This window comes from Exiguobacterium acetylicum (genome assembly GCF_019890935.1).
Lineage (GTDB): Bacteria > Bacillota > Bacilli > Exiguobacteriales > Exiguobacteriaceae > Exiguobacterium_A > Exiguobacterium_A abrahamii.
Genome location: NZ_CP082333.1, coordinates 1,273,427 through 1,296,222 on the forward strand (window position 1 = coordinate 1,273,427; position 22,796 = coordinate 1,296,222).

Genomic DNA, 22,796 nt, shown 5'->3' on the forward strand with positions numbered 1-22,796 from the left:
ATACATGTATGCTTATAATGTTTATAGAAACGTTTAACCTGTTGCTTTAAGGAAAAACCTTTGTATAAACATTATTTTTTTGGAAAACAATCGAAACGTTTCGATTAATACGAGATGGAGGAATGGAACCATGAAAAAACTCGGACTAGCACTTGCGGTCAGCGCATTATCGGTATCAACATTAGCAGCTTGTTCATCAGGATCCGGAGAAGATGACAAGACATTAACGGTATGGGCAATGGGTGAAGAAGGAAAGGCATTACCGAAGCTCGTGAAAGAATATGAAAAAGCAAACAAAGGTGTCAAAGTAAAGGTTCAGGCGATACCATGGGATACGGCACATGATAAATTGTTAACGGCGGTCGCTTCGAAGAACGGACCAGATGTAGTTCAAATGGGTACATCTTGGATGCCAGAATTCGTTGAAGCAGGTGCTCTTTCAGACATGAAAAAATATGTAGAGAAATACCCGTCTCTTGCAAAAGATAATTTTTATGAGGGTTCTTATGAAACAGTTGAATTAAAAGATGGTGTTTATGGTGCGCCTTGGTACACAGATACACGAGTCCTTTATTACCGAAAAGATGCATTGGCCGATGTAGGATATAAAAAAGCCCCAGAGACATGGGAAGAACTTGAGGATGCTTCGGCTAAGCTTGCAAAACGTCCAGGTGAGAATATGTATGGGATTACATTGGATACGAACGACCAGATGTTGAACTTCATGTTCGCACGTCAAAATGGATCTGACCTGTTGACGGAAGATAACAAACCGTTATTTAATCAGCCGGAATTCATTGAAAGTGCTGAATATTTAACGAGTTATTTCAAACAAAAGTATGCTCCGATTGATTTAGGGATGGATATCGTACAAGCATTTGGTGCAAAGGATCCGAATGTTCCAATGTTCATTAGTGGACCGTGGATGATCAATCTGATTAATGAACAGATGCCGGGTATTGAATCGAAGTGGGGGACTGCAGTCCTCCCCAAAAAAGAAAATAATATTTCATTCCTAGGTGGAGCGAACCTGAGTATCTTTGAAAGTAGTTCTAAAAAAGATCAAGCAGCGAAATTCATCGCGTATATGAGTGAACCAGAAACACAAACAGCATGGATGGAAATGACAAAGTCGCTCCCTTCAACAAAAGAAGCATGGAAAAACGATACACTTCAAAATGACGAGAAACTGAAGACGTTTGGTGAACAAATGAAAGCTGCTCAACCGATGCCTCTCATCTCATCGTGGGAGAAAGTGTCACAAACCTACTTACAGAGTTTCGAGAAAATGTACCGGGGCGATGCAGCGGTCGACAAAGAAGTGGAAGTTTTCCAAAAGAAAGCAGAAACCATCTTAAAATAAGCGGAGCGGAAGCTTCAAGGAAGGAGTCCTCTGAATGAGACGGTTGCTCAACCATCAGGCGCCTTATCTGTTCATTGCACCGACCATCATTTTACTGTTTCTATTTTCGATTACGCCGCTTTTCGTCGCCGTAGTAATGAGTTTTACGAACATGGATTTAGCGGGAATCGCGAACTATGCAAACATCGAATGGATCGGTATCTCAAATTATCTTGAAATTTTTAAAGATGAGGTTTTCTTAAAGGCATTAACGAACACGGTCTTTTATGTCATCTTGGGTGTGCCGCTTGTCATTACACTTTCACTCTCCATTGCCATTGCGATTAACTTTGGTCGAGGAAAAGTATTTGAATGGTTTCGTGTCGTCTTTTACATGCCGTCGATTACGAACGTCGTTGCAGTCGCCGTCGTTTGGGGATTCTTATTCAATCCCCAATATGGGCTCTTTAACTTTATCTTGAATGCAGTTCATTTGCCAGATGTTCCGTGGTTACAAGATCCACTTGTTGCAAAATTATCATTGATCCTATTAGCCTTATGGCGGGCTGTCGGAATCAACATGATTATCTTCCTTGCGGCATTACAGGGGATTCCAAGAACGTATTATGAAGCAGCTGCACTGGACGGTGCTAGTACGTTTCAGCAAATGTTTAAAATCACGATTCCGCTCTTGCGATATGCCATCTTCTTCGTCACGGTGACGACATTGATTGGATGGATTCAATTTTTCGAGGAACCGTTCATAATGACAGAAGGTGGACCATTGAACTCAACGACATCATTGGCACTGTTCATCTATCAAAATGGTTTCCAACTGAGCAACTTTGGATATGCTGCTGCAGGATCCGTTGTCTTATTCGTTTTAATCATTACAGTCACATTGATTCAATTCCGCGTTCAAAAAAATGATAATCCTTACTAAAGGAAGGGGGACGAGTCAATGATTCCAAAAGAAAAACCCGTGGTTGTAACAGGCAAGGAAGCTCGATTTTCGCCAATCGCGAGTCCGGAGAAAAGACGAAAAAAGTTTACTTTTCAATGGGGTCTTGCAACGGTATTGACGTTACTAGGTCTTTGTTTTCTCTTACCGTTTTTTTGGATGATTCTTTCTTCTGTTAAAACGGATGCGGAAATATTAGCACTTCCGCTAACAATTTGGCCAAAGGAATTGACTTTTGAACATTACGTTAATTTATTCGTAAATTTAAACTTTTTAACCTATTTGAAAAACACACTTTTGATCGTATTAGCATCATTTTTTGGTCTACTCTTAACAGCGATGGCTGGTTATGGATTTGCCAAATTTCGTTTTAAAGGGAGTAAGTTGCTATTCATCGGAGTACTCGCCACGATGATGATTCCGGGGCAAGTAACGATGATCCCAGTCTATTTAATGCTTAATCAAATGGGATTAACGAATACGATGACAGGAATCGTTTTACCTGGATTAGTTGGTGCGTTCGGCGTATTCCTATTTCGCCAATTCATGACGACGATTCCAGATGAGCTGCTAGAAGCATCTCGACTAGATGGAGCAAGCGAATGGCGAATTTTCTTCTCAATCGTTCTTCCGATGTCAAAACCTATTCTAGCGGTACAGGGAATTTTAACATTCATTGGAGCATGGAATAGTTTCTTATGGCCACTCATCATCGCGAATGACGAATCACTGTATACTCTATCTGTTGGCTTAGCGTTACTGCAGGGGCAGCATGGTGGGAATTACGGACTGCAAATGGCTGGAGCTACATTCATGGTCATCCCAATTATCATCATCTTCATGATTTTCCAAAAGTATATCATCGAAGGATACAATATTTCAGGTATGAAATAAGTATATGTTTTAATCTCGCGTTCTCTTTTGAGATCGCGTTTTTTTGTAAAAAATCGCTGAATAGTTCGTATGAAAAGATTGCGCGTTACGTCCTCTATATAAAAGTTTTATTGATTCGAGAACAGAAAAAACGGGAAAATCTTGGACATGACTTTGAATTCAAGGAAAGAAGGAATAAAGATGATTCATGTCGAGAACTTGACGAAGACGTACGATGGGAAGGATGTCGTCAAAGGCATCTCGTTCGATGTCGAGGCAGGAGAAATCTTTGCTTTTTTAGGACCGAACGGGGCAGGAAAGTCAACGACCGTCCAGATGCTGACAACGTTGATTCCGATTTCCGGTGGTCGAGCAACGATTCAAGAATTTGATGTCGTCAAACAGGAAAAACAAGTCCGTTTGCAAATTGGAGTTGCCTTGCAAGATACCGGCATCGATGAGGATTTGACCGGGCTTGAATTACTTGTCCTACAAGGAAAATTATTCGGATTAAGTCAGACGGAAGCAAAAATACGGGCAGAGGAATTGTTGCGACTCGTCGGACTCGATCAAGACGGCAAGCGTCGATCTGGCACTTACTCCGGTGGGATGAAACGACGACTTGATCTCGCTTTGACGCTCGTCCATCAACCGACCGTTTTGTTTCTCGACGAACCAACAACCGGACTTGACCCGGCGAGTCGTCTGCAAATCTGGAACGAGGTCCGGCGACTGAACGAAGAGTTCGGAACGACGATCTTTTTGACGACTCAGTACTTGGAAGAAGCCGATCAGCTAGCCGATCGGATCGCGATCATCAATGAAGGGCAACTGATTGCCGAAGGGACGGCAGCTGAGCTGAAGGCAGCAAACGGAGAAGAGCGGATCGAATTGACACTTGCGGAAAAAGAGGACGAACAAATCGTTTTAGAGACGTTTGCCGGTCGTCAGGAAAAAGACCGTCTCGTCATTCCTTCGCGGGGAACGGAGACACTGCGCGCGGTCGTCCGTTTTCTCGACGAACGGAAGATGGTTGCGACGTCACTGGTCGTCAAACAACCCTCACTTGATGATGTCTTCATTCGTTTGACCGGACAAGCTTATAAGGAGGAATCGTGACATGATTCGAGAAACGTGGTTTTTGATGCGGCGGAGTCTACTCGTCACGTTGCGTAATCCGTTTTCTTTCATTCCGAACTTAATCATCAGTGTCTTTTTCCTGCTCGTCTACACGAGTGGTCTCTCCGGAATTTCAAATTTACCGCAGTTCGACGGCGTCGATTATTTGAACTTCATTTTGCCGGTCTCAATCGTCTCAGGTGCTGTTGGTGGAGCCGGGGGAGCGGGTCAAGCGCTCGTCAAGGATATCGAGAGTGGTTATTTCGCTCGTCTGTTGCTGACACCCGTCTCGCGAACAGCGATCGTCCTCGGACCAATGCTTGCCGGGATGCTGCAATTATTCGTTCAAACGTTACTGATCTTCGGGATGGCCTTTTTGCTTGGTCTATCGATTCCAGTCGGTGTCAGCGGCTTTTTCTTGACGATCTTACTCGCGCTTGGCTTTGGTCTCGCCTTTGCCGGTTACTCGGTCGGTGTCGCTTTGAAGACACGGAATGCGCAAGCGGCTCAAGCTGGAACGCTTCTGTTCTTCCCTTTGATTTTCCTGTCGACGACGTTTGTACCGAAAGACTTGATTGAAGCCGAATGGCTCAAGATTGCTGCGACGATCAATCCGACGACCTATATCATGGAAGGGATGCGTAGTGTGTTGACCCGTCCAGAAATCGATTGGTCGGTTTATTGGCAAGGTTTGATCGTCGCTGCTGTTCTTAGCATTGCGATGGTGATCTTTGCTGCGCTGAACGCACGCGGAGCATTGAAAAAATAGGATATTCTTATCCAATTTAAGGGTATACAGTTGAGGATTCGACGATTAAAGAGGAGGGGTTCAATGAGGCGATATGCGCTATCACTTTTATTACTAGTAGGTCTCTTGGCTACTGTTCTTGTCTTGTATCAAATGACGTTTGACATCACAACGTCGATCCTTCATTTCTTATTGGTTCCCGTATTGATCATCATGACGCTCTTGAATGGAAGAAAAAATTTCTTGATATTGATCAGCTATGTTCTTATGATGGGTTTTCTCTATCTCATTTTATCGTGGTATAACGAAGCATCAAACGAGCAACAGTTGTCCTACATCGGACAACACCTCTTATCCTCAGTCGGTGTCTTTTTATACTGGTTGTTCTTACGGCAGTTACGGAGTGTGTTCGAAGAGAATGCATCGCTTCAAAAGCGGGTTGCTTTACTTGAAGGGTTCTCCGCGTCACCTCAATTGCTCTCTTACAGTGAATTTTTAGACCGAACGGATTTCTTGATTGCGGGAGCGAATCGTCGTCAAGAACAAAATATGTTGCTTCATCTTCAGATTCCATACGCTAGTTTAAACAAGAAAACAATCATGCAACAGTTAACTGATGCTGGACTAAAGGTATTTCGTGCTCATTATGACGTCATGTCGCAACGAAACCGTCAGGAATTCATCATCTTTCTACAAAATACCGATCATAGTGGTGCGGAGATCGCATGGCAACGTTATGAGAATGAACTCCGTCAACGCTTTACGGTACTTGATTTTCCGTTTCAGGTCGAAATTCTTCCTGTACGTTCATCTGTGGAAGAGACGTTGAAGCAACGGAAGGTGGTGGATCAATGAACCTCGTCTTGAACGTCATCATGGCGATTTTTTGGTTACTATTACTGTATTATTCTTATCTGACGATTGCCGGCATTCTCGATCGCTATGGAAAAAAACAGCCGGTCACTTTAACAGAGTATCCATCTATCGCTATTCTGATCCCCGCACATAATGAAGGCATCGTCATGCGTCAAACACTCGAGGCGATGATGGGGATCGAATATCCAGGGAAACTCGATGTATTTTTACTCGATGATCAGTCGCAGGATGAGACGCAAGAGATTGCTCTGGAATTTACGACGATGTTCAGTCGAGTCCACTATATCCATGTCCCAAAAGGTGAACCAATCGGAAAATCACGTGTCCTAAACTATGGGCTATCGATCACGGATTCCGAGTACTTCTTAATTTTTGACGCGGACAATCAACCGAAAGCAGACACTGTGACACGACTCGTCGAACAAGCAATGACTCAAAAGAATGCGTGCGGAGCGGTTGGAATCGTCAAGACGATCAATGCAACGACGAACCTGCTGACGCGGATGATTGCGATCGAATTTCAAGTGTTTCAGCTGATCATGCAAAGTGGTCGCTGGAAAGCATTCAAGACGGGATCGTTAGCAGGGACGAACATGTTGTTAAAACGGGATGTCATCGAAGAGTTAGGTGGATATGATCCGTATGCACTGGCAGAGGATGCGGAATTGACGATGCGGATCACGGCACTCGGTTACACACTTCCTGTCGTCTACGAAGCGGAGACATGGGAACAAGAGCCGGAAACGATGAAAGTATACATGAAGCAACGAACGCGTTGGATGCTTGGAAACATCTATTTATTAGAAAAATCACTTCGGACACGAGATTTTTGGAAAGGAAGCACGCTCGTCCATTCCTTGCAGCATATCATGACGTACCTCCTCTTCATCTTCTTGTTGTTAATCTCTGATATCGTTTTAATCCTTGGACTATTTGGTTATGCTTTCGATGAGGCGACGACGCCATTCATCATGTTTTGGTTCATGACGTATCTTGTCTATACGATCCAAATCTTAGCGGCGCAAGAACTCGAAGGAACTGCCACTCCGAAGAATGTCCTCGTCGGGTTGATCATGTACTTTACCTACGCCCAATTATTCGTCATTCTTTTATTCCGCGGAATGTATGCATATCTCAAAAGTAAGGTACGCAAAGAGGTCATCGTCTGGGATAAGACGAAGCGCGTCAAGATTGAGTCATGAAAAAAGGACTAGGGATTGGTCTACTCATCATTTTGTTAGCGGGGGGAGTTTGGTATTACATGCAAAAACAAGAGGATGATATCGTTCAACAAGTAGAAGCGGACTATATGCAAGACGGTATCATTCGTGCTTATGATCGTTCAGATGCCCAACGTCTGTCGGAGAGTCTGGGTCAGTATATGCAATATGTATTATTGATCGATGATGAAGAGCGATTCAAAGAACAAGTACAGATACTGAACAATCATTTTTTAGTTGAGCGCGGATCAGATGTATACATCAAATGGGAGTTGGGTGAGAAAACGGCAACGAATGCCTGGATTGACGACATTCGTATATCGGAAACGTTAATGAAAGCTGGCAAACAATTCAATGAACCGACCTATTCAAAGCTTGCGAGTCGAATCGAGACAACCTTACTCAAGCGGCAACGAATAAAAGGTAAAATCGTTGACTTTTACGATTGGGATTTACAACAGGCGACGGATGTACTCCATTTGAACTATTTAGAACCACCAGCGCTGAAACGATTGAAATTACTCGATTTCGCAAAAGAAAGAGTGGCTCAAGCGAAACGAGAAGGTCCATTCACAGCGGAACTCTATTTTGCAAATCAAAATGAATCAAAGTGGGCAGATGACAAAGTCGTGAATATGATTGATCAAGTCTTGATTGAACGATTACGCGTAGGCGTGACCGGTGAATCAGACGCGTCTTTTCGATCGTTCATCTCTAAAGAATTGAAGAACGGGAAAATATACGCGCGTTACGACCGTTTAACAGCAACACCGACGATGAAAGACGAATCAAGCTCCGTCTATGCTTTACTCGTTCCTCTTTTGAACGGCGAAGAGCGTTCTTTCGTACTTAAGCGACTGCGTGAGATTGAGACGACGAATGCTAAAGAGACGCACGTGTTTGACGTGCTGAATAAAGCAGTCATTTTAAAAGAATTTGAATAAGAAAAAAGCTGGAACGGATTTTTTCCGCTTCCAGCTTTTAGTTTGCTTGTGATTACTTGATGTCACGTTTTTCTTCCTCTTCTTTCGACGATTTACTTTTTGCGTCGAACTCAGAACGTGTCATGACATCTTCGACATGCATATTGATTTCGACGACATCGAGTCCTGTCATATCATGGACTGATTTTTTGATTTTCGTTACAGCATCTTGGAAGATCGACGGGATGTTTTTGCCGTACTCGACGATGACTTTTAAGTCGAGTGCGACTTGTCGTTCGCCGACTTCCGCGTCAATGCCTTTTGTGATATCTTCCGTGCTCCGGAAACGATCTGTCAATCCACTCATGAAGCCACCGCTCATTGAGAGGATGCCTTTGACATCATTTGATGCGATACCGGCGATTTTTTTAATGACTTGATCTTCGAATGTGAGTTTGTTTTCGCGTACTACTTCGTTTTCGTTTTGTTTAGTGTTGATTTCGTTAGCCATGAGAAATCTCTCCTTTTAGTGTGAGTTAAGTGATTTTTATTTTCTATATGCTCAATCCCGTTGAAAGAACTGAATCCATCCTTCGACATCAAGCGCATTATCCCGCCACTGACCGATCAAGTAACCGATTGTTGCGAATACGATGATCAACAACGTCGGTCCAAAACCGATCGTCAAGAACAAGATGGCGAGGATCAGTCCGACTAGCCCGCCAAGTAGACGGTAGCGATACGGACGAAGTGCTTCGCTCGTTTTCATGATCTTCCTCCTCTCGTATCTTAGACGACGCGTTCAGACGTTTTGGTCTTCGTGTCACTGATTCGGACGCGTGTTTTTGTGACAGGTAGTTCGAGCAACGATTCGACCGCGTTCTTGGCGCGTTCTTGAATGTCTTTGCCGATTGTCGGCAAACCTTCTTGACCGAAGACGGAACAGTCGACTTCAAGCGCGACAGTCTCTTTTTTCGAGTGAATGTCCGCGTTGACGCGTGGCGAACGTACGCCATTGATACCGCGAATCGATTCGAGTGCCGTTCGTTCGATCGTTTGCTTAGAGATCGTGATATTCCCGTCACCCGTTTGAATCAGGAGACGTTGTCCTTTTGAACGACTGAGTAGTCCAGTGAATAATAGAATGACAAATACGAATGCTAGGAAGCCACCAAGTGATAAAATCGTGTAGCTATACCATTGTTGATCTTGCCACTGTTCAATCAAAGGACTGAGTCGTGGAACATCATAGACGCCGAGTACAAGAAGACCGACGCTGACTAAACCGAGAATGCCGATCAGGACGAGTAGGAAACGATTGAATCCGTTCATGTTACACCTCTCCTTTCTGTCGTTAAATTGTTTTAACGTGATTGTTCTACACATGAAATATTATGTGTATGGTGAGAATATTCCCGCTCAAACGAACTCGAAACATGAAAATACACTTTGGATAAAAAGACTATTTATTCTGAAAATTTATCTATTTATTAGAAAAATAGTAGATGAAATACGGCTTTACGTACTGAAATCAAGAATATTATGATGTCAGACGGGTTCAAGCATTCGCGAAAAATACCTATCACGAATAGTATTCAATGTCAATATAGAAAATTATCTCCATCAAAAAACTCCTCTCATGCGGTCATGAGAGGAGAGACAGACGTTTATTTTTCGACTTTCGGTACTTTTACGATGTAATAGACCGTACTTAAGATCAAGAAAGCAACTCCGATTAAGATCGAGACGCGTGTCTCATCGTTGAACAACATCCCGACGAGCACTGTGATAAGCGCGACGATCGACAGATAGTTCGTCACCGGCGCACCTGGCATCTTGAACGGATGTGAAGCGGTCCGTTCACTTTCAAGTTTACGATACCGAATATGACTGATTAAAATCGCGAACCACGGCACCATCCCTGGTAGTACCGAAGCACTGTAGACATACACGAAGATGTTCGTATCCTTCCCGAGAACGAGTGGCAAGGTGATATCGAGAATGACTCCGAAGAAAATCCCGATTGAAATCGCGAAGACCGTGTAGAATGGAATGCCGCGTTTATTGACTTTCAAGAAGAAGGACGGTACTTGTCCCTTTTCAGCCAATGCATAGATCATCCGGCTTGCACTGAAGATCCCGGAGTTACAACCGGATAAAGCGGCCGTGATGACGACGAAGTTGATGATACCGGCAGCAATCGTGACACCGACCTTGGCGAATGTCGCAACGAACGGACTGCCGAGATCCGACAACTCATTCCACGGATACACCGTAACGATGATGAAGATGGATCCGACGTAGAAAATCAAGATTCGCCAGACGACACCATTGATCGCCTTCGTGATGTTCTTTTCTGGATCTTTCGTTTCTCCAGCTGTCACGCCGATCAACTCAACACCGATATAAGAGGCGAAGACGATCGAGAGCGCAAAGAAGAAGCCGGTGAAACCATTCGTGAAGAATCCACCGTTCGCCCAAAGGTTCGAGAAGCCGACCGGGTTTCCGTCATTCCCTAAACCAAAGAAGATGATGCCAAGTCCGGCGACGATCATTAGAAGAATCGTTATGACCTTGATTGAGGCGAACCAAAATTCAAGCTCACCGAACATCTTGACGGAAGCAAGGTTCGCGAGCGTCAAGAGAATGATGACGACGACGCCTGGAATCCAGGTCGGAAGTTCCGGCCACCAGAAGCGTAAATATGTCCCGACAGCGATGACTTCACTCATCCCGACGACGACCCAGTTGAAGATATTACTGCTTGCTGTCAAAAAACCAGCTGCTGGATGGATATAATCGTTTGCGAACTTTGCATACGAACCACTGTGAGGGTGGGTATAGACCATCTCACCAAGTGCCCGCATGATGAAAAAGATAAAGACTCCTGCTAGCATGTACGCGAGTAAGACAGATGGTCCCGTCCAAGCAATCGTACTCGATGCTCCAAGGAAAAGACCGACCCCGATCGTTCCTCCGAGTGCAATCATTTGTACCTGTCGTGCTGTTAAATCTCGTTTCAAATTCGAACTCATCATTTCCCCCAAAAAAATTCTGTGACGTCATAATGTTCAGACAATTTGTCCGAATAACTATAACGCTGAGTATACTATCCTCAGATAGAACTCGGCTAGTCTTTTTGAAAATTTGAAATGAGGTTTTCAAAAATCAGAAATTCATGAAACGATTGTGTAACAGCTTTCATTCGTTGGCAATCAAAGCCGGGAGGTGTCGTTCCAACTTACCGAAAAACAACTGATTCGAGGTGGATAAAACGATCAGATCTTGACGCATTGTAAGTTCACCTGACAGGATTTCACCCTGTTCAGACACGAATCGAATCGAGCGAACCGGCTGAAAGATTGTTCCATCCCGCTGTAATAATTGGACATCCTCATGATCGGCAGCGAGAAGGTATTCACCATGGCGAGCAAACTGGGAGAAAGCAATCGTTGGTGCTTCACAGACTAAATCCTCTTGACTGATACGGACGAAGCGAAAATCGGAATAATAGAAAAACCAGACTTCCTTTGACGAACAAACGTTTAGAGCGTAGCAGTCATCGATTGGATATTGACGATTCTTATACTGAACCTCACCACGATCGTTGAAGGCAACGAGACCAAACGCTCCGTTTGAACTCGTCATTGCGTCCGCATAAATGCCTTCATCGAAATAACTGACCCAGATCTGACCTTGTTCATCGATTTGAACGTTCTGAATCCCATCGTCGAGACAATAGCTATCGAGTAAGTGCCCTTGAACATCATAAATGAATGCATTCGGCATCCAGGAGCCGTCGATGTCGTCATCGCAGCGTGAGGCGACGAGCAGGAGCCGACCGTCCGGAAAACGATCAACAAACGAAAAATCGGTTTCTGACTGAGCGACGATTGTCGTCTTACGCCACTCGTCCTTTAATTGATGGATCGATAAAACCGTACGACCACGCGCTTCATCCAATGTCTCTTCGACGAGTAGGATGTGTCCGTCGACACTAATACCGGTCGCGACCGGATTACCATTCCGATAGGATGCAGTCAAACGACGGAGTGGAAAATGAGCAAGTGGGGATGTGAGCATGGCAGGACCTCCTGTTTGTTTAAAAAAGCAGTCCGTCACAAGACAGACTGCTAGTTGTTCAAACCGTTCGTTGACGGCGTTTGTAGATGACGTAGAAGATGATTAAGACAACGGCAGCGATTAGGATACCGTTCGTATACGGTGCTGCCACTTCCTTGATCGAGCGCCAGTTCGTTCCGAGCGTTTCACCAAGATACAGGAACAAGATCGACCATGGAATGATCGCAAGCACCGTATAGAGGGAGAACTTCGTTTGATCCATCTTGGCAAGACCTGCCGGAATCGAGATGGCATGACGGACGACCGGGATGAAACGGGCTCCGAAGATGACACCTTGTCCGTACTTTAAGAACCAACGCTCAGCTAAATCCAAGTGGTGCTCTGAGATCAAAACATACTTTCCGTACTTCAAGATCAATGGACGGCCACCGTAGCGAGCAAACCAATATAAGAATAATTGCGAGAATAACCCACCGATGACGGCAGCGACGACGGCAAGCGGCCAGCCAATCGTTCCTTGGGAAATCATGAATCCACCGTAAGAGAGGACGATTTCACTCGGTATGATTTCAATCATCAACCCGAGGGCGATGCCGAAATATCCGAGATCGGCAAGCGAAAGCAAAATCTGGTTGACGACTTGAGATAACACGTTAGACAACTCCTTTGTATCAGTTCATTCCTTTATTTTAGAGAACCGGCGACGAAATGAAAAGGAAAAAAACGGAGACAATTCAAAAGACGGATTCGCAATGACAGCGAATCCGTCCTGTTTTTATAATACGACCGCAGCGATCGTACCGAAGATGAGTAATGGAATGTTGTAGTGCAGGAACGTCGGAATGACCGTTTCCCGCATGTGATCGTGCTGACCATCGGCATTTAGACCACTCGTTGGTCCGAGTGTCGAGTCTGACGCAGGACTACCCGCGTCACCGAGCGCACCGGCTGTACCGATGATCGCAATCGTCGCTTCTAAGCTGAATCCATACTGGATACAAAGTGGAACGAAGATGGCAGCGATGATCGGAACGGTCGAGAAACTCGAGCCGATCCCCATCGTGACGAGAAGACCAATCAAGAGCATGACGAAGGCGGCAACGAGTTGTGAATCGCCCATCAACGCTTTTGAATTCTCGACGAGTGGCTCGATATCACCTGTCTTACGCAAGACGTTAGAGAAACCGTTCGCTGAAATCATGACGAAACCGATGAATGACATCATCCGCATACCGCGTGTAATGACGTCATCTGCTTCACTGAAGCGAACGAGACGAAGCAGCAAGAAGAGAATCAAACCAGTTGTTGCAGCGAGAATCATTGATTCTGTTTGCAGTTGGACGATCAATGTCGCGATGACGACGACACCACTTAAAGCAAGTTTCGTTTTCGTGATAACCGGGATTTCATAATCGTCCGGGGCGATATCACGAATTTCATATGTCCGCTCTTTCCGGTACGTATAAAGACCGATCAATAGACCAACGACCATTCCGAGTGCTGGAATCGCCATCGCTTCGATGACGGATGCCCCCGTTGTATCAAGACCATTTGCCTTCAGGTTCTTCAACAAAATCTGATTGAGATAGATGTCTCCGAATCCGACTGGTAAGAACATGTACGGTGTCACGAGACCGAACGTCATGATGATCGCTATCCGACGTCGATCGATCTTCAACTGAGAGAAGAGACCAAGGAGCGGCGGAATGATGATTGGAATGAACGCGATGTGGATCGGCAACGCGTTTTGTGAACTGATCGCAAGCAAGAGAATCGCGAACAAGATGAATCCTTTTAACTTTTTGACGGAAGCGGCACTTGCATTACCTCGTGAACGTTCAATCAAGGCGTGCGCGAGTGCGTCCGGTAAGCCCGTTTTCGAGAGAGCAACGGCAAACGCACCAAGCATCGCGTAGCTCAGGGCGATTTCTGCCCCGTCGCCAAGACCACCTGAAAAAGCTTTCGTCGTTTCAGTTAAATCTAGACCACCGACGAGACCGCCGGCAAACGCACTGATGACCATCGCGAGCACGATGTGGACGCGGAAGATCGCTAAAATAAATAGTAAAAAGACGGCAAACAATACGGCGTTTATCATTCAGTAAAACCACACTTTCTTTTGTTATCACTGTACTATACTAAAGTATCTTACAGCCATGTTGGAATGCTGTCAAGAGTAAAAGTCTGACCTCGTAATCAAAAGATGAATGATACGCTTTTTAGCTTTCCACAAGAAGTTACATTCTTTATACCCTGAAGCTTGAAGTGAGAAGCGTTTTGATCACTGAAAATGATTCATACGAAAAAACGTGCCATCTTTCTCCGGTACGAGAAAATAGCACGTTATCTTTAGATTAAAGCAGAATAAATCATCCAATTCTATTTGCGTTTCTTCTATAGAGAGTGATCAACAATCGACGACGTCAAGTTTACCAGTTCCTGGATCGATGACGAGTCCGTGGACGTTCGTCCCAGGTGGTAGTAATGGGTGGTTCTTCACGAGGCTGACCGAGTGAGCGACGCTTTCTTGAACTGACGTGAAACCACGCAACCATTGATTCAAATCAACACCAGATACTTCGAGCGTGTGAAGAATCTGTTGGTCGATGCCCCGATCCTTCATTTCACTGATCATGTGTTTTGGATCAATCGTGCTCATGCCGCAGTCGTGGTGACCGATGACGACGACTTCTTCAGCACCAAGAGCATACAACGCGACGAGAATCGAGCGCATGACGGAACCGAATGGGTGCGATAGGATAGCACCGGCATTTTTGATGATCTTCGCATCCCCGTTCTTAAGACCAAGTGCGTGTGGGAGGAGTTCCGTCAAGCGGGCATCCATACACGTCAGGATGACGACCTTTTTGTCTGGGAACTTATCCGAGACGAACTGCTCATACTGTTTTTCGGCGACGAATCGCTCGTTGAAGGCTAGCATTTCCTGTACAACTGACATTCAAGTGTCCTCCTTTAGTGGTAGCTCTTAATATGTACCCCATATCAGAATACAAGATGATGAAACGGCTATCAAGTCACGAAAATGCGAGGTGTGACAAATCGCACACATCCATGTACATGAAGCAAAACGATGAAAAAGAAGAATTTACAACAGTTGTAAACGCTATCAAAGGTGTGAGGGAATTCACAGGATGGTCATGCACAAAACAGGAAAAAGGGGTTATGATTGATTTGTGAAGGAAAGCACAAACTATTGAAAAACAGCTTGGCATTCCTGACATAATGGTTGGCAAATCAAACTCAGATTCGTTCCACGACAGGGAGGAAACTACTCATGGCTGTGAAAGAAAAAACAAAATCGACGGCAACGCCGGTCGAACAAGCAGTTGGACAAATCGTTGAAAAAGGGCAACGTGCATTACAAGAATTACTGACATTCGATCAAGAAAAAATCGACACGATCGTCCGGGATATGGCACTTGCTGGACTCGAACGGCACGTCGAACTCGCTCGTCTCGCAGCAGAAGAGACGGGACGTGGTGTCTTTGAAGATAAGATGATTAAAAATATGTTTGCGACAGAATACATCTACAACAGTCTACGTCATGAAAAAACGGTCGGGATTCTCGAAGAAGATGTCCAAAACGGCATCACCTATATCGCTGAACCGGTTGGTGTCGTCTGTGGTGTCACACCGGTCACGAACCCGACATCAACGACGATGTTCAAAGCATTGATTGCAATCAAGACACGCAACCCGATCGTCTTCGCGTTCCACCCATCGGCACAACGGTGTTCCGTCGAAGCAGCGAAAACACTCCGTGACGCAGCCATCAAAGCCGGGGCACCGAAAGACTGTATTCAATGGGTGGAAGAACCATCACTTGAAGCAACGAAAGTCTTGATGAACCATGAAAAAATCGCCATGGTCCTTGCGACAGGTGGAGCAGGAATGGTCAAATCAGCGTATTCAACAGGTAAACCGGCACTCGGTGTTGGACCAGGGAATGTTCCGTGTTACATCGAACAGTCTGCGAAAGTCAAACGGGCAGTCAGCGATCTGGTTCTCTCAAAAACGTTTGATAACGGGATGATTTGTGCGTCTGAGCAAGCCGTCATCGTCGACCAAGAGATTTATGCGACAGTTCGTGCGGAAATGGAAGCACTCGGTTGTTACTTCTGTACACCGGAAGAAAAACAACGCCTTGAATCACTCGTCATCAAAACCGATACGTGTGCCGTCAACGCGGACATCGTCGGGAAACCTGCGACATGGATCGCAGAAAAAGCCGGCATCGATGTTCCGGAAACGACGGTCATGCTCGTCGCAGAACTCGAGCACGTCGGAGCGGCAGAACCATTGTCTCATGAGAAACTCAGTCCCGTCCTCGGTGCGTATCGCGTCGCTTCGACCGAAGAAGCGTTCACGATTGCTGAACAAATGCTTGAAATCGGAGGTCTCGGTCATACAGCTGTCATTCATACGACGAACGATGACTTGATGACAGCGTTCGGACTCCGCATGAAAGCCTGCCGGATCCTCGTCAACAGCCCATCTGCTCATGGCGGAATTGGTGATCTGTACAACGAGTTGACACCATCTCTGACACTCGGTTGCGGATCATACGGGATAAACTCTGTTTCTGAAAACGTGACAGCGAAACACTTACTCAACGTCAAAAAGGTGGCGAGACGACGCGTGAACATGCAATGGTTCAAGGTCCCTGAAAAAATCTACTTCGAAAAGAACTCTGTTCAGTACTTGCGGTCGATGACTGACGTCTCACGCGTCATGATCGTGACGGATCCAACGATGGTACAGTTCGGATATGCTGATAAAGTAATTCAAAACTTGCCACAGTCCGTCAGTTACCGAATCTTTGACCAAGTCGAACCAGATCCATCGGTGACGACTGTTCAGACGGGTGCTCAAGCGATGCGTGACTTCAAACCTGACTTGATCATCGCTCTCGGTGGTGGTTCAGCGATGGATGCTGCAAAAGGAATGTGGCTCTTCTATGAACAACCGAACGAAACGTTCTCAAACTTACGTCAAAAATTCCTTGATATCCGCAAACGGGCGTATCAATTCCCGACACTTGGTCGTCAAGCGAAGTTCGTCGCGATTCCGACGACTTCTGGTACGGGTTCAGAAGTGACACCGTTCACCGTCATCACGGATAAAGAGAAAAACGTCAAATACCCGATTGCTGACTATGCATTGACACCAGACGTCGCAATCGTTGATCCAGAATTCGTCATGACAGTCCCAGCTTCGATCACTGCTGATACCGGAATGGATGTCTTGACGCATGCGACAGAAGCATACGTCTCGGTGCTTGCGAACGACTACACGGATGGACTTGCACTCAAAGCAATCAAGATGATCTTCGACTACTTGCCACGAGCATATGCTAACGGATCAGACGCCGAAGCACGCGAAAAAGTGCATAATGCGTCAACGATGGCAGGGATGGCATTCGCGAACGCCTTCCTTGGCATCAACCACTCGATCGCACACAAAATCGGTGGCGAATTCCACACGCCACACGGACGGACGAATGCGATCCTGATGCCACACGTCATTCGCTATAACGCGTCACGTCCAACAAAACTAGCAGCATTCCCGAAATACGAATCATTCGTCGCGGATGAACGGTATGCCGACATCGCACGCTACCTCGGTCTTCCGGCAGCAACGACAGAACAAGGGGTCGAATCCCTCATCCAAGCCGTTGCTGATCTTGGACAACGTCTAAACATTAAGATGTCATTCAAGGCGCAAGGCATTCAAAAAGCAGATTTCGAGGCAAAACTCGACAAGATGGCGGTCGATGCTTTTGAAGATCAATGTACGACTGCGAATCCGAAGATGCCGCTTGTCGCTGAGTTACGGACGATCATGGAACAAGCATACGAAGGCATCTAATAGAGAAAAAAATACCATGGCACCTGATCGTTCAACCGGCTTCTCACTGTGAGAAGTCGGTTTTTGTTTTGGGAATCAGTGGAGACAGTCAGAGAAGAAGTGGGATATAATGGCTGTTGAATGAATTTGATGTTTTTGGTTTCGCTGTAGCAGGAATATTCAAACATCAGACATAAAAAGGAGGAAATGGGATGGAGTCAAGGCAAGAAAGGAAACAACGACGGTTTTCCGTCTGGGATGTCCTGTTTGGCGTCCTTATCGGTCTCATCTTTTTCGGTGTCATCTATGGTGTGATGGCATTTTTGACTTCACAAATCACCTCATCCTCAGACTATCAGGATCTCGTGACGCAGATGCAACAGGCGGACGTCTCCTGGAAAGATGCAGATATCACGGTGTCATTGATGCTACTGTTCGTCGGTGGGCTGTCGATCACGATGCCGAGTGCGGTCCGGGAAGGAATCATCAATCAGGTGCTCGATGCGAGTTCTGCCGGCGATGTCTTATCGTTGTTTGGGATTGACTTAAAGCAAGTCCTTGCACCACTTACGTTTGATGTCTCTTACGGCACGTTACTCTATTCCGTTTTTGGCATCGGTTTGATCGTCCTGTTATTTTTGGTGTTACGGATTAAGGCAAGTCGTCTCGGGTGGACGATTCGATCGATCAGTTTCTTCTTAACGGTCGGAATCATCTGGTTCGTCCTTGCCGGACGCGGAAACGACGTGCCGTTCCTCTCGTTACAAGACGGCTATGCGATGAGTGGGATTCTACCGCTTCTCGTCGTCAGTTTGCTTGGTTGGATGGCGTTCTTCCCGCAAAAGTTATCCGGTTTGACAGCTGCCGGTCGTGCCAGCTTGCTGATTTTAATGCTCGCAAGTACACTTCAACTCGTCTTTACGGTACAGGACGAAGCGGAATATGACGGCGATTCCTCACTACGGACGGCCCTCACCGTCACGAGTCTGAACGCCGGAAGTGGCGGGATGTACGACTGGATCCATGGCGGTCAGGTCGTGTATCAAGCAGACGTCCTTGGAGCGAATGCGGAAATCCCGGTCTCGATGTTGAACGGGGAGACCTCAACGGATCAGCTCAATGACTCAATCCAAAAAGTCGTTGATGGAATCGACACGGACCCGGTGACAGAACAATTGTTGACGTTACTCGGTGGAGAACGTCCGGATTTGTCAGCAACACAATTGAAGCTCGACCCTGTTGATTACGGTGTCGCGCGGCAGACGATCCAAGCGATTGATGCGGAATCGGCAGGAGCGACGCCACCGAATGTCTCCAGTGAGAGTGCGTACTGGGTGCTGTTGCTCGTAACGTTCGCGATCTACTTCGTCTGTAGTATCCGAAGCTTCAAGTCGATTATCGATCCGTTCGTCTTTGCGATCGCGATCGGTGTCATCAGCTTCATCGTCAGTCAAGCTTCATACGTTCAGTTCGCGATGAAATGGCGCAGTGACGTCTTATTCGAGTTCGCTCAACAGACGGCAGGCTGGACGGTACTATACGCCGCAGGACTTGCGTTACTTGGGGGAATTCTTGGTTATGTCGTCCGACGGAAACCAGAGAAAACGGTGTAAGGGACGTGGAGTGGCGAAAATCCTATGCCATGAATCCGGACGACGCACGTTGCTGCCATGCTCGCTTTCCACAGGCGGGAGGTAAGCCGCGGTATCCTAAACTACGACCGGGTTTTACCTGACACTGACTTAAGCGAAAAACATGCTTTTTTTCCTGTAGGAGTCGAGAAGGAACAGTTACGTTCTACATCAATCATAGACGATACGTTTTCAGGTTCTTGTCCTGAAACGTATCGTTTTTTTTGCGTGGTTCATCTCATTTGCATCATCTCCTTTTTTTACCAAGTAAACTTGGTTTGTAAAGGGAAAATCAACAATGTTAAGCCAGTATTTGGAATTAGTTAAGTAGGTTAAATAAGACGGATGTCCGACCTATTTGAAAGGACTATTAGCTATAATCGAACCATGCTAAATTAATGAAGCAGTCAAAACATCCTGGGGGGAAAATCTATATGAAAAAAGCAACGAAACTCGTCATCGCGTCGACATTGATCGCACCGATGCTCGTACCAGTCGTTCAAGTCAAGACACTTGCTGCCGACAACAGTGTCGTCAAGTTACGCTTCTTAGAAACAACGGATTTACATACGAACTCAATGAACTACGATTACTTCAAGGATGCGCAGGACGAAACGATTGGTCTCGTCAAAGCGGCTACAGTCATCAAAAAGCAACAAGCTGAAGTGGGCGTTACGAATAGCTTCTTGTTTGATAACGGAGATACACTTCAAGGAACGCCGTTTGGTGATTACGTCAAGAATCAGTATGACAAAGGAAACAAAGGCAAACATCCGATGTACGAATTGATGGAATACCTCGGTTATGATGCGGTCACGCTCGGAAACCATGAATTCAACTTCGGTCTTGATTTCCTCAAGTCAGCGATGAGTGCTTCGAGCGGTTCAATCAAGTTCGTCAACTCGAACGTATTGGATGCAGTTACGAAAAAGCCAATCGTTGCGGACTACAACAAAGATGGAAAAGACTATCAAATCATCGAACGTCAAGTTAAGGATCAGAACGGTGACATGAAAACAGTCAAAGTGGGTGTGTTCGGAGTCGTCACGCCACAAATCATGGCATGGGATGCGGGGAACCTGACGGGGAAAGTCACGGCTGAAGATATCATCCCGACTGCTAAAGCAACAGCTAAGAAGTTAAAAGATGCTGGCGCAGACGTCGTCGTGGCACTCGCGCACACAGGGATCGGGGATACGACGGATCAAAAAGATGGCGATGAGAACGTTGGCTACGCGTTGACGAAAGTCGCAGACATCGATGTCTTGATGACAGGTCATCAGCACGGGAAGTTCCCAGCAGCCGATTCAGCGTTCAACAAACTGCCGAACGTTGATGCTACGAACGGTCTAATCAATGGCAAACCGGTCGTCATGGCGAACACACAAGGGAAAAACGTCGGAGTCATCGATCTTCAGTTGAAGCAAGTCGACGGGAAATGGGTCGTTGATACGTCTGGTGCGAAACTAGCGGACGTAACGAAAGACACGACAGCAGATGCCGGTGCTGTCAAGTTGATCGAAAAAGCACATGAAGGAACGCTCGCTTACATTCGTCAAGAAGTCGGGACGATCAATGATGATATCCAAAGCTTCTTCGCTCTCGCGCAAGACGATGATTCCGTTCAGTTCGTAACGAACGCTCAGAAATGGTATGTCGAGAAACAACTCAAAGAAAATGCCGATCTTGCAAAATATAAAGATCTCCCGTTGTTGTCAGCAGGTGCACCATTCAAGACAGGTGGTCGTAACCAGGTCAACGCATCCGATTACACGTTGATCAAAAAAGGACCAATCGCACTCAAGAACGTCGCCGATCTTTATGTTTATCCGAATACACTCGAAGTCGTCAAAGTAACAGGTGCTGACGTCAAAGACTGGCTCGAAATGTCTGCGGGTCAATTCAACCAAGTCGGCGGTGAGCAGACAGAGTTGTTGAATAAAGAATTCCGTAGCTATAACTTTGATATCCTCGATGGATTGACGTATGAAATCGATATCACGAAACCAGCGAAGTTCGACTTTAACGGTGTCGTCGTCAATAAAGACGCAAATCGCGTCCAAAACATCAAGTATCAAGGCAAAGCGATCGCAGACGATCAAGAATTCCTTGTCGCGACGAACAACTACCGCGCAGGCAGTGCGACGTTCCCAGGTCTTGGTGGCGGAAAGAATATCGTTTACAAATCAGCCTACGAAACACGTAACGTCATTTCGGACTTCATCAAAGCGAAACAACCGGTTGATTATAAAGCCGATGACAACTGGTCACTCGTCGCAAGCAAACCGACGACGGTCAGCTTTGATTCAGCGGCTGCAGCTGCACCGTACGTCAAGCGTTATGAAGGCATCACGAGCACAGGTGAAACACGTCCAGGTGAGACAGGTACGTTCCTCAAATTCAATATGAACGTGCCGATGAAAGACTTCACGGTCTCAGCAAAAGCAGTTAAACCAGGTGCAAAAATCGTTACTGGTCAAGCCGTTCCGGGAGCAAAAGTCACAGTCAAACTTGGCGAAAAAGTCCTTGGAACAGCAACAGCAAACGAAGCGGGTCAATACGAAGTCGTGACACGTCCGCTCAAATTGCGTGACAAGTTGACGATCGTCTCGGAACTCAGCTTCATGAAGACAGAAACGAACGTCACAGTCGGAACAGGCGTCGTTGCGACACCAGCGATCGATAAAAAGTCAGCAGTCTACGGTTCAACGGTCCTCCGCGGTAAAGCAACGGAAGGTCTTGACGTGACGCTCTATAAAGGATCAACGAAGATCGCGAAAGCGAAAACGACGGCAAGCGGCTTCAAGATTGCGGTCAAGAACGGTCTAACGACAGGTACGTACACGGTCAAGTCGACAGACATCTCGAACAAAATCACGAAAAAGGCGTCGTTCACGATTAAGAACACGTATCCGGTCAAAAAATGGTCAGGCAAAAAGACGTTGACAGGTAAAGTCGAAAAACGACAAATCGTCCGCCTCTACCAAAAAACAGAAGCTGGTTATCAATTGATCGCTCAAGACGTGGCGGATCAGCACGGGAACTATGTCTTGAAGATGCGTAAGGCATTGACGAACGGCTCGTACAAACTCAACATCTATACAGCGAAGGATCATCTCGATCAGTCACGCTACTTCATCACGAAGTAATA

At 46.0% G+C, this 22,796-nt stretch carries 19 protein-coding genes; 11 read left to right on the top strand and 8 right to left on the bottom strand.

Features of this window, described 5'->3' with window-relative positions; genetic code table 11:
• Positions 1-130: 130 nt before the first annotated feature.
• From K7G97_RS06520 to K7G97_RS06555, 8 genes are all read left to right on the top strand, one after another.
• Positions 131-1,363 carry a sugar ABC transporter substrate-binding protein gene (locus K7G97_RS06520; protein WP_223041674.1) on the top strand — a complete coding sequence of 411 codons (1,233 nt, stop codon included), beginning with the start codon at positions 131-133 and terminating at the stop codon, positions 1,361-1,363.
• Between the two features lie 34 nt (positions 1,364-1,397).
• Positions 1,398-2,285, top strand: coding sequence for a carbohydrate ABC transporter permease (locus tag K7G97_RS06525; RefSeq protein ID WP_223041675.1), 888 nt, complete (start codon positions 1,398-1,400; stop codon positions 2,283-2,285).
• A gap of 18 nt (positions 2,286-2,303) precedes the next feature.
• Positions 2,304-3,197, top strand: a complete 894-nt coding sequence (locus K7G97_RS06530) for a carbohydrate ABC transporter permease (RefSeq protein ID WP_223041676.1) — start codon at positions 2,304-2,306, stop codon at positions 3,195-3,197.
• A 180-nt stretch (positions 3,198-3,377) separates the two neighbouring features.
• Positions 3,378-4,295 carry an ATP-binding cassette domain-containing protein gene (locus K7G97_RS06535; RefSeq protein WP_223041677.1) on the top strand — a complete coding sequence of 306 codons (918 nt, stop codon included), beginning with the start codon at positions 3,378-3,380 and terminating at the stop codon, positions 4,293-4,295.
• A gap of 1 nt (position 4,296) precedes the next feature.
• Entirely contained in the window at positions 4,297-5,064 is a 768-nt protein-coding gene (locus tag K7G97_RS06540; RefSeq protein ID WP_023467885.1) for an ABC transporter permease, read from the top strand.
• Positions 5,065-5,127: 63 nt separating this feature from the next.
• On the top strand, positions 5,128-5,898 hold the full coding sequence (locus K7G97_RS06545; RefSeq protein ID WP_223041678.1) for a hypothetical protein: 771 nt from the start codon (positions 5,128-5,130) through the stop codon (positions 5,896-5,898).
• The gene (locus K7G97_RS06550; protein ID WP_223041679.1) at positions 5,895-7,121 is read left to right on the top strand and encodes a glycosyltransferase family 2 protein; all 1,227 of its coding nucleotides are present in this window, start codon (positions 5,895-5,897) and stop codon (positions 7,119-7,121) included. The genes K7G97_RS06545 and K7G97_RS06550 overlap by 4 nt, the downstream gene beginning before the upstream one ends.
• Positions 7,122-7,180: 59 nt before the next feature.
• Positions 7,181-8,083: a hypothetical protein gene (locus K7G97_RS06555; RefSeq protein ID WP_223041680.1), complete on the top strand. Its 903-nt coding sequence runs from the start codon at positions 7,181-7,183 to the stop codon at positions 8,081-8,083.
• Positions 8,084-8,135: 52 nt separating this feature from the next.
• On the opposite strand, the gene K7G97_RS06560 is transcribed toward K7G97_RS06555, so the two are convergent.
• The 8 genes from K7G97_RS06560 to K7G97_RS06595 form a co-directional block, all read right to left on the bottom strand.
• Complete coding sequence (locus K7G97_RS06560; protein ID WP_195865337.1) at positions 8,136-8,573, bottom strand: Asp23/Gls24 family envelope stress response protein; 438 nt, start codon at positions 8,571-8,573, stop codon at positions 8,136-8,138.
• Between the two features lie 51 nt (positions 8,574-8,624).
• Entirely contained in the window at positions 8,625-8,831 is a 207-nt protein-coding gene (locus K7G97_RS06565; RefSeq protein WP_029341361.1) for a DUF2273 domain-containing protein, read from the bottom strand.
• A 20-nt stretch (positions 8,832-8,851) separates the two neighbouring features.
• Entirely contained in the window at positions 8,852-9,394 is a 543-nt protein-coding gene (gene amaP / locus K7G97_RS06570) for an alkaline shock response membrane anchor protein AmaP (protein ID WP_023467891.1), read from the bottom strand.
• 335 nt (positions 9,395-9,729) lie between these two features.
• Positions 9,730-11,100 (bottom strand): amino acid permease, encoded by a 1,371-nt coding sequence (locus K7G97_RS06575; RefSeq protein ID WP_195865334.1) that lies wholly within the window; start codon positions 11,098-11,100, stop codon positions 9,730-9,732.
• A gap of 163 nt (positions 11,101-11,263) precedes the next feature.
• Positions 11,264-12,145 carry a hypothetical protein gene (locus K7G97_RS06580; RefSeq protein WP_223041681.1) on the bottom strand — a complete coding sequence of 294 codons (882 nt, stop codon included), beginning with the start codon at positions 12,143-12,145 and terminating at the stop codon, positions 11,264-11,266.
• Between the two features lie 58 nt (positions 12,146-12,203).
• Positions 12,204-12,797: an undecaprenyl phosphate transporter UptA gene (locus K7G97_RS06585; protein ID WP_223041682.1), complete on the bottom strand. Its 594-nt coding sequence runs from the start codon at positions 12,795-12,797 to the stop codon at positions 12,204-12,206.
• A gap of 123 nt (positions 12,798-12,920) precedes the next feature.
• Positions 12,921-14,240 carry a Na+/H+ antiporter family protein gene (locus tag K7G97_RS06590; protein WP_223041994.1) on the bottom strand — a complete coding sequence of 440 codons (1,320 nt, stop codon included), beginning with the start codon at positions 14,238-14,240 and terminating at the stop codon, positions 12,921-12,923.
• A gap of 312 nt (positions 14,241-14,552) precedes the next feature.
• Entirely contained in the window at positions 14,553-15,104 is a 552-nt protein-coding gene (locus K7G97_RS06595; RefSeq protein ID WP_023467896.1) for a beta-class carbonic anhydrase, read from the bottom strand.
• Between the two features lie 336 nt (positions 15,105-15,440).
• Here K7G97_RS06595 and adhE point away from each other — a divergent pair, with 336 nt between their 5' ends.
• The 3 genes from adhE to K7G97_RS06610 all read left to right on the top strand — a co-directional run bounded on the left by adhE (position 15,441) and on the right by K7G97_RS06610 (position 22,794).
• Positions 15,441-18,035 carry a bifunctional acetaldehyde-CoA/alcohol dehydrogenase gene (gene adhE / locus K7G97_RS06600; protein WP_223041683.1) on the top strand — a complete coding sequence of 865 codons (2,595 nt, stop codon included), beginning with the start codon at positions 15,441-15,443 and terminating at the stop codon, positions 18,033-18,035.
• A gap of 191 nt (positions 18,036-18,226) precedes the next feature.
• Positions 18,227-19,627 carry a hypothetical protein gene (locus K7G97_RS06605; protein WP_223041684.1) on the top strand — a complete coding sequence of 467 codons (1,401 nt, stop codon included), beginning with the start codon at positions 18,227-18,229 and terminating at the stop codon, positions 19,625-19,627.
• Positions 19,628-20,079: 452 nt separating this feature from the next.
• The gene (locus tag K7G97_RS06610; RefSeq protein ID WP_223041685.1) at positions 20,080-22,794 is read left to right on the top strand and encodes a bifunctional 2',3'-cyclic-nucleotide 2'-phosphodiesterase/3'-nucleotidase; all 2,715 of its coding nucleotides are present in this window, start codon (positions 20,080-20,082) and stop codon (positions 22,792-22,794) included.
• Positions 22,795-22,796 lie beyond the last annotated feature (2 nt).

What these genes read in the sequence shown, in the direction of transcription:
- K7G97_RS06520 (WP_223041674.1), top strand. Translation starts at nt 131, where the DNA reads ATGAAAAAACTCGGACTAGCACTTGCGGTCAGCGCATTATCGGTATCA.
- K7G97_RS06525 (WP_223041675.1), top strand. Translation starts at nt 1,398, where the DNA reads ATGAGACGGTTGCTCAACCATCAGGCGCCTTATCTGTTCATTGCACCG.
- K7G97_RS06530 (WP_223041676.1), top strand. Translation starts at nt 2,304, where the DNA reads ATGATTCCAAAAGAAAAACCCGTGGTTGTAACAGGCAAGGAAGCTCGA.
- K7G97_RS06535 (WP_223041677.1), top strand. Translation starts at nt 3,378, where the DNA reads ATGATTCATGTCGAGAACTTGACGAAGACGTACGATGGGAAGGATGTC.
- K7G97_RS06540 (WP_023467885.1), top strand. Translation starts at nt 4,297, where the DNA reads ATGATTCGAGAAACGTGGTTTTTGATGCGGCGGAGTCTACTCGTCACG.
- K7G97_RS06545 (WP_223041678.1), top strand. Translation starts at nt 5,128, where the DNA reads ATGAGGCGATATGCGCTATCACTTTTATTACTAGTAGGTCTCTTGGCT.
- K7G97_RS06550 (WP_223041679.1), top strand. Translation starts at nt 5,895, where the DNA reads ATGAACCTCGTCTTGAACGTCATCATGGCGATTTTTTGGTTACTATTA.
- K7G97_RS06555 (WP_223041680.1), top strand. Translation starts at nt 7,181, where the DNA reads ATGCAAAAACAAGAGGATGATATCGTTCAACAAGTAGAAGCGGACTAT.
- K7G97_RS06560 (WP_195865337.1), bottom strand. Translation starts at nt 8,573, where the DNA reads ATGGCTAACGAAATCAACACTAAACAAAACGAAAACGAAGTAGTACGC.
- K7G97_RS06565 (WP_029341361.1), bottom strand. Translation starts at nt 8,831, where the DNA reads ATGAAAACGAGCGAAGCACTTCGTCCGTATCGCTACCGTCTACTTGGC.
- amaP (WP_023467891.1), bottom strand. Translation starts at nt 9,394, where the DNA reads ATGAACGGATTCAATCGTTTCCTACTCGTCCTGATCGGCATTCTCGGT.
- K7G97_RS06575 (WP_195865334.1), bottom strand. Translation starts at nt 11,100, where the DNA reads ATGATGAGTTCGAATTTGAAACGAGATTTAACAGCACGACAGGTACAA.
- K7G97_RS06580 (WP_223041681.1), bottom strand. Translation starts at nt 12,145, where the DNA reads ATGCTCACATCCCCACTTGCTCATTTTCCACTCCGTCGTTTGACTGCA.
- K7G97_RS06595 (WP_023467896.1), bottom strand. Translation starts at nt 15,104, where the DNA reads ATGTCAGTTGTACAGGAAATGCTAGCCTTCAACGAGCGATTCGTCGCC.
- adhE (WP_223041683.1), top strand. Translation starts at nt 15,441, where the DNA reads ATGGCTGTGAAAGAAAAAACAAAATCGACGGCAACGCCGGTCGAACAA.
- K7G97_RS06605 (WP_223041684.1), top strand. Translation starts at nt 18,227, where the DNA reads ATGGAGTCAAGGCAAGAAAGGAAACAACGACGGTTTTCCGTCTGGGAT.
- K7G97_RS06610 (WP_223041685.1), top strand. Translation starts at nt 20,080, where the DNA reads ATGAAAAAAGCAACGAAACTCGTCATCGCGTCGACATTGATCGCACCG.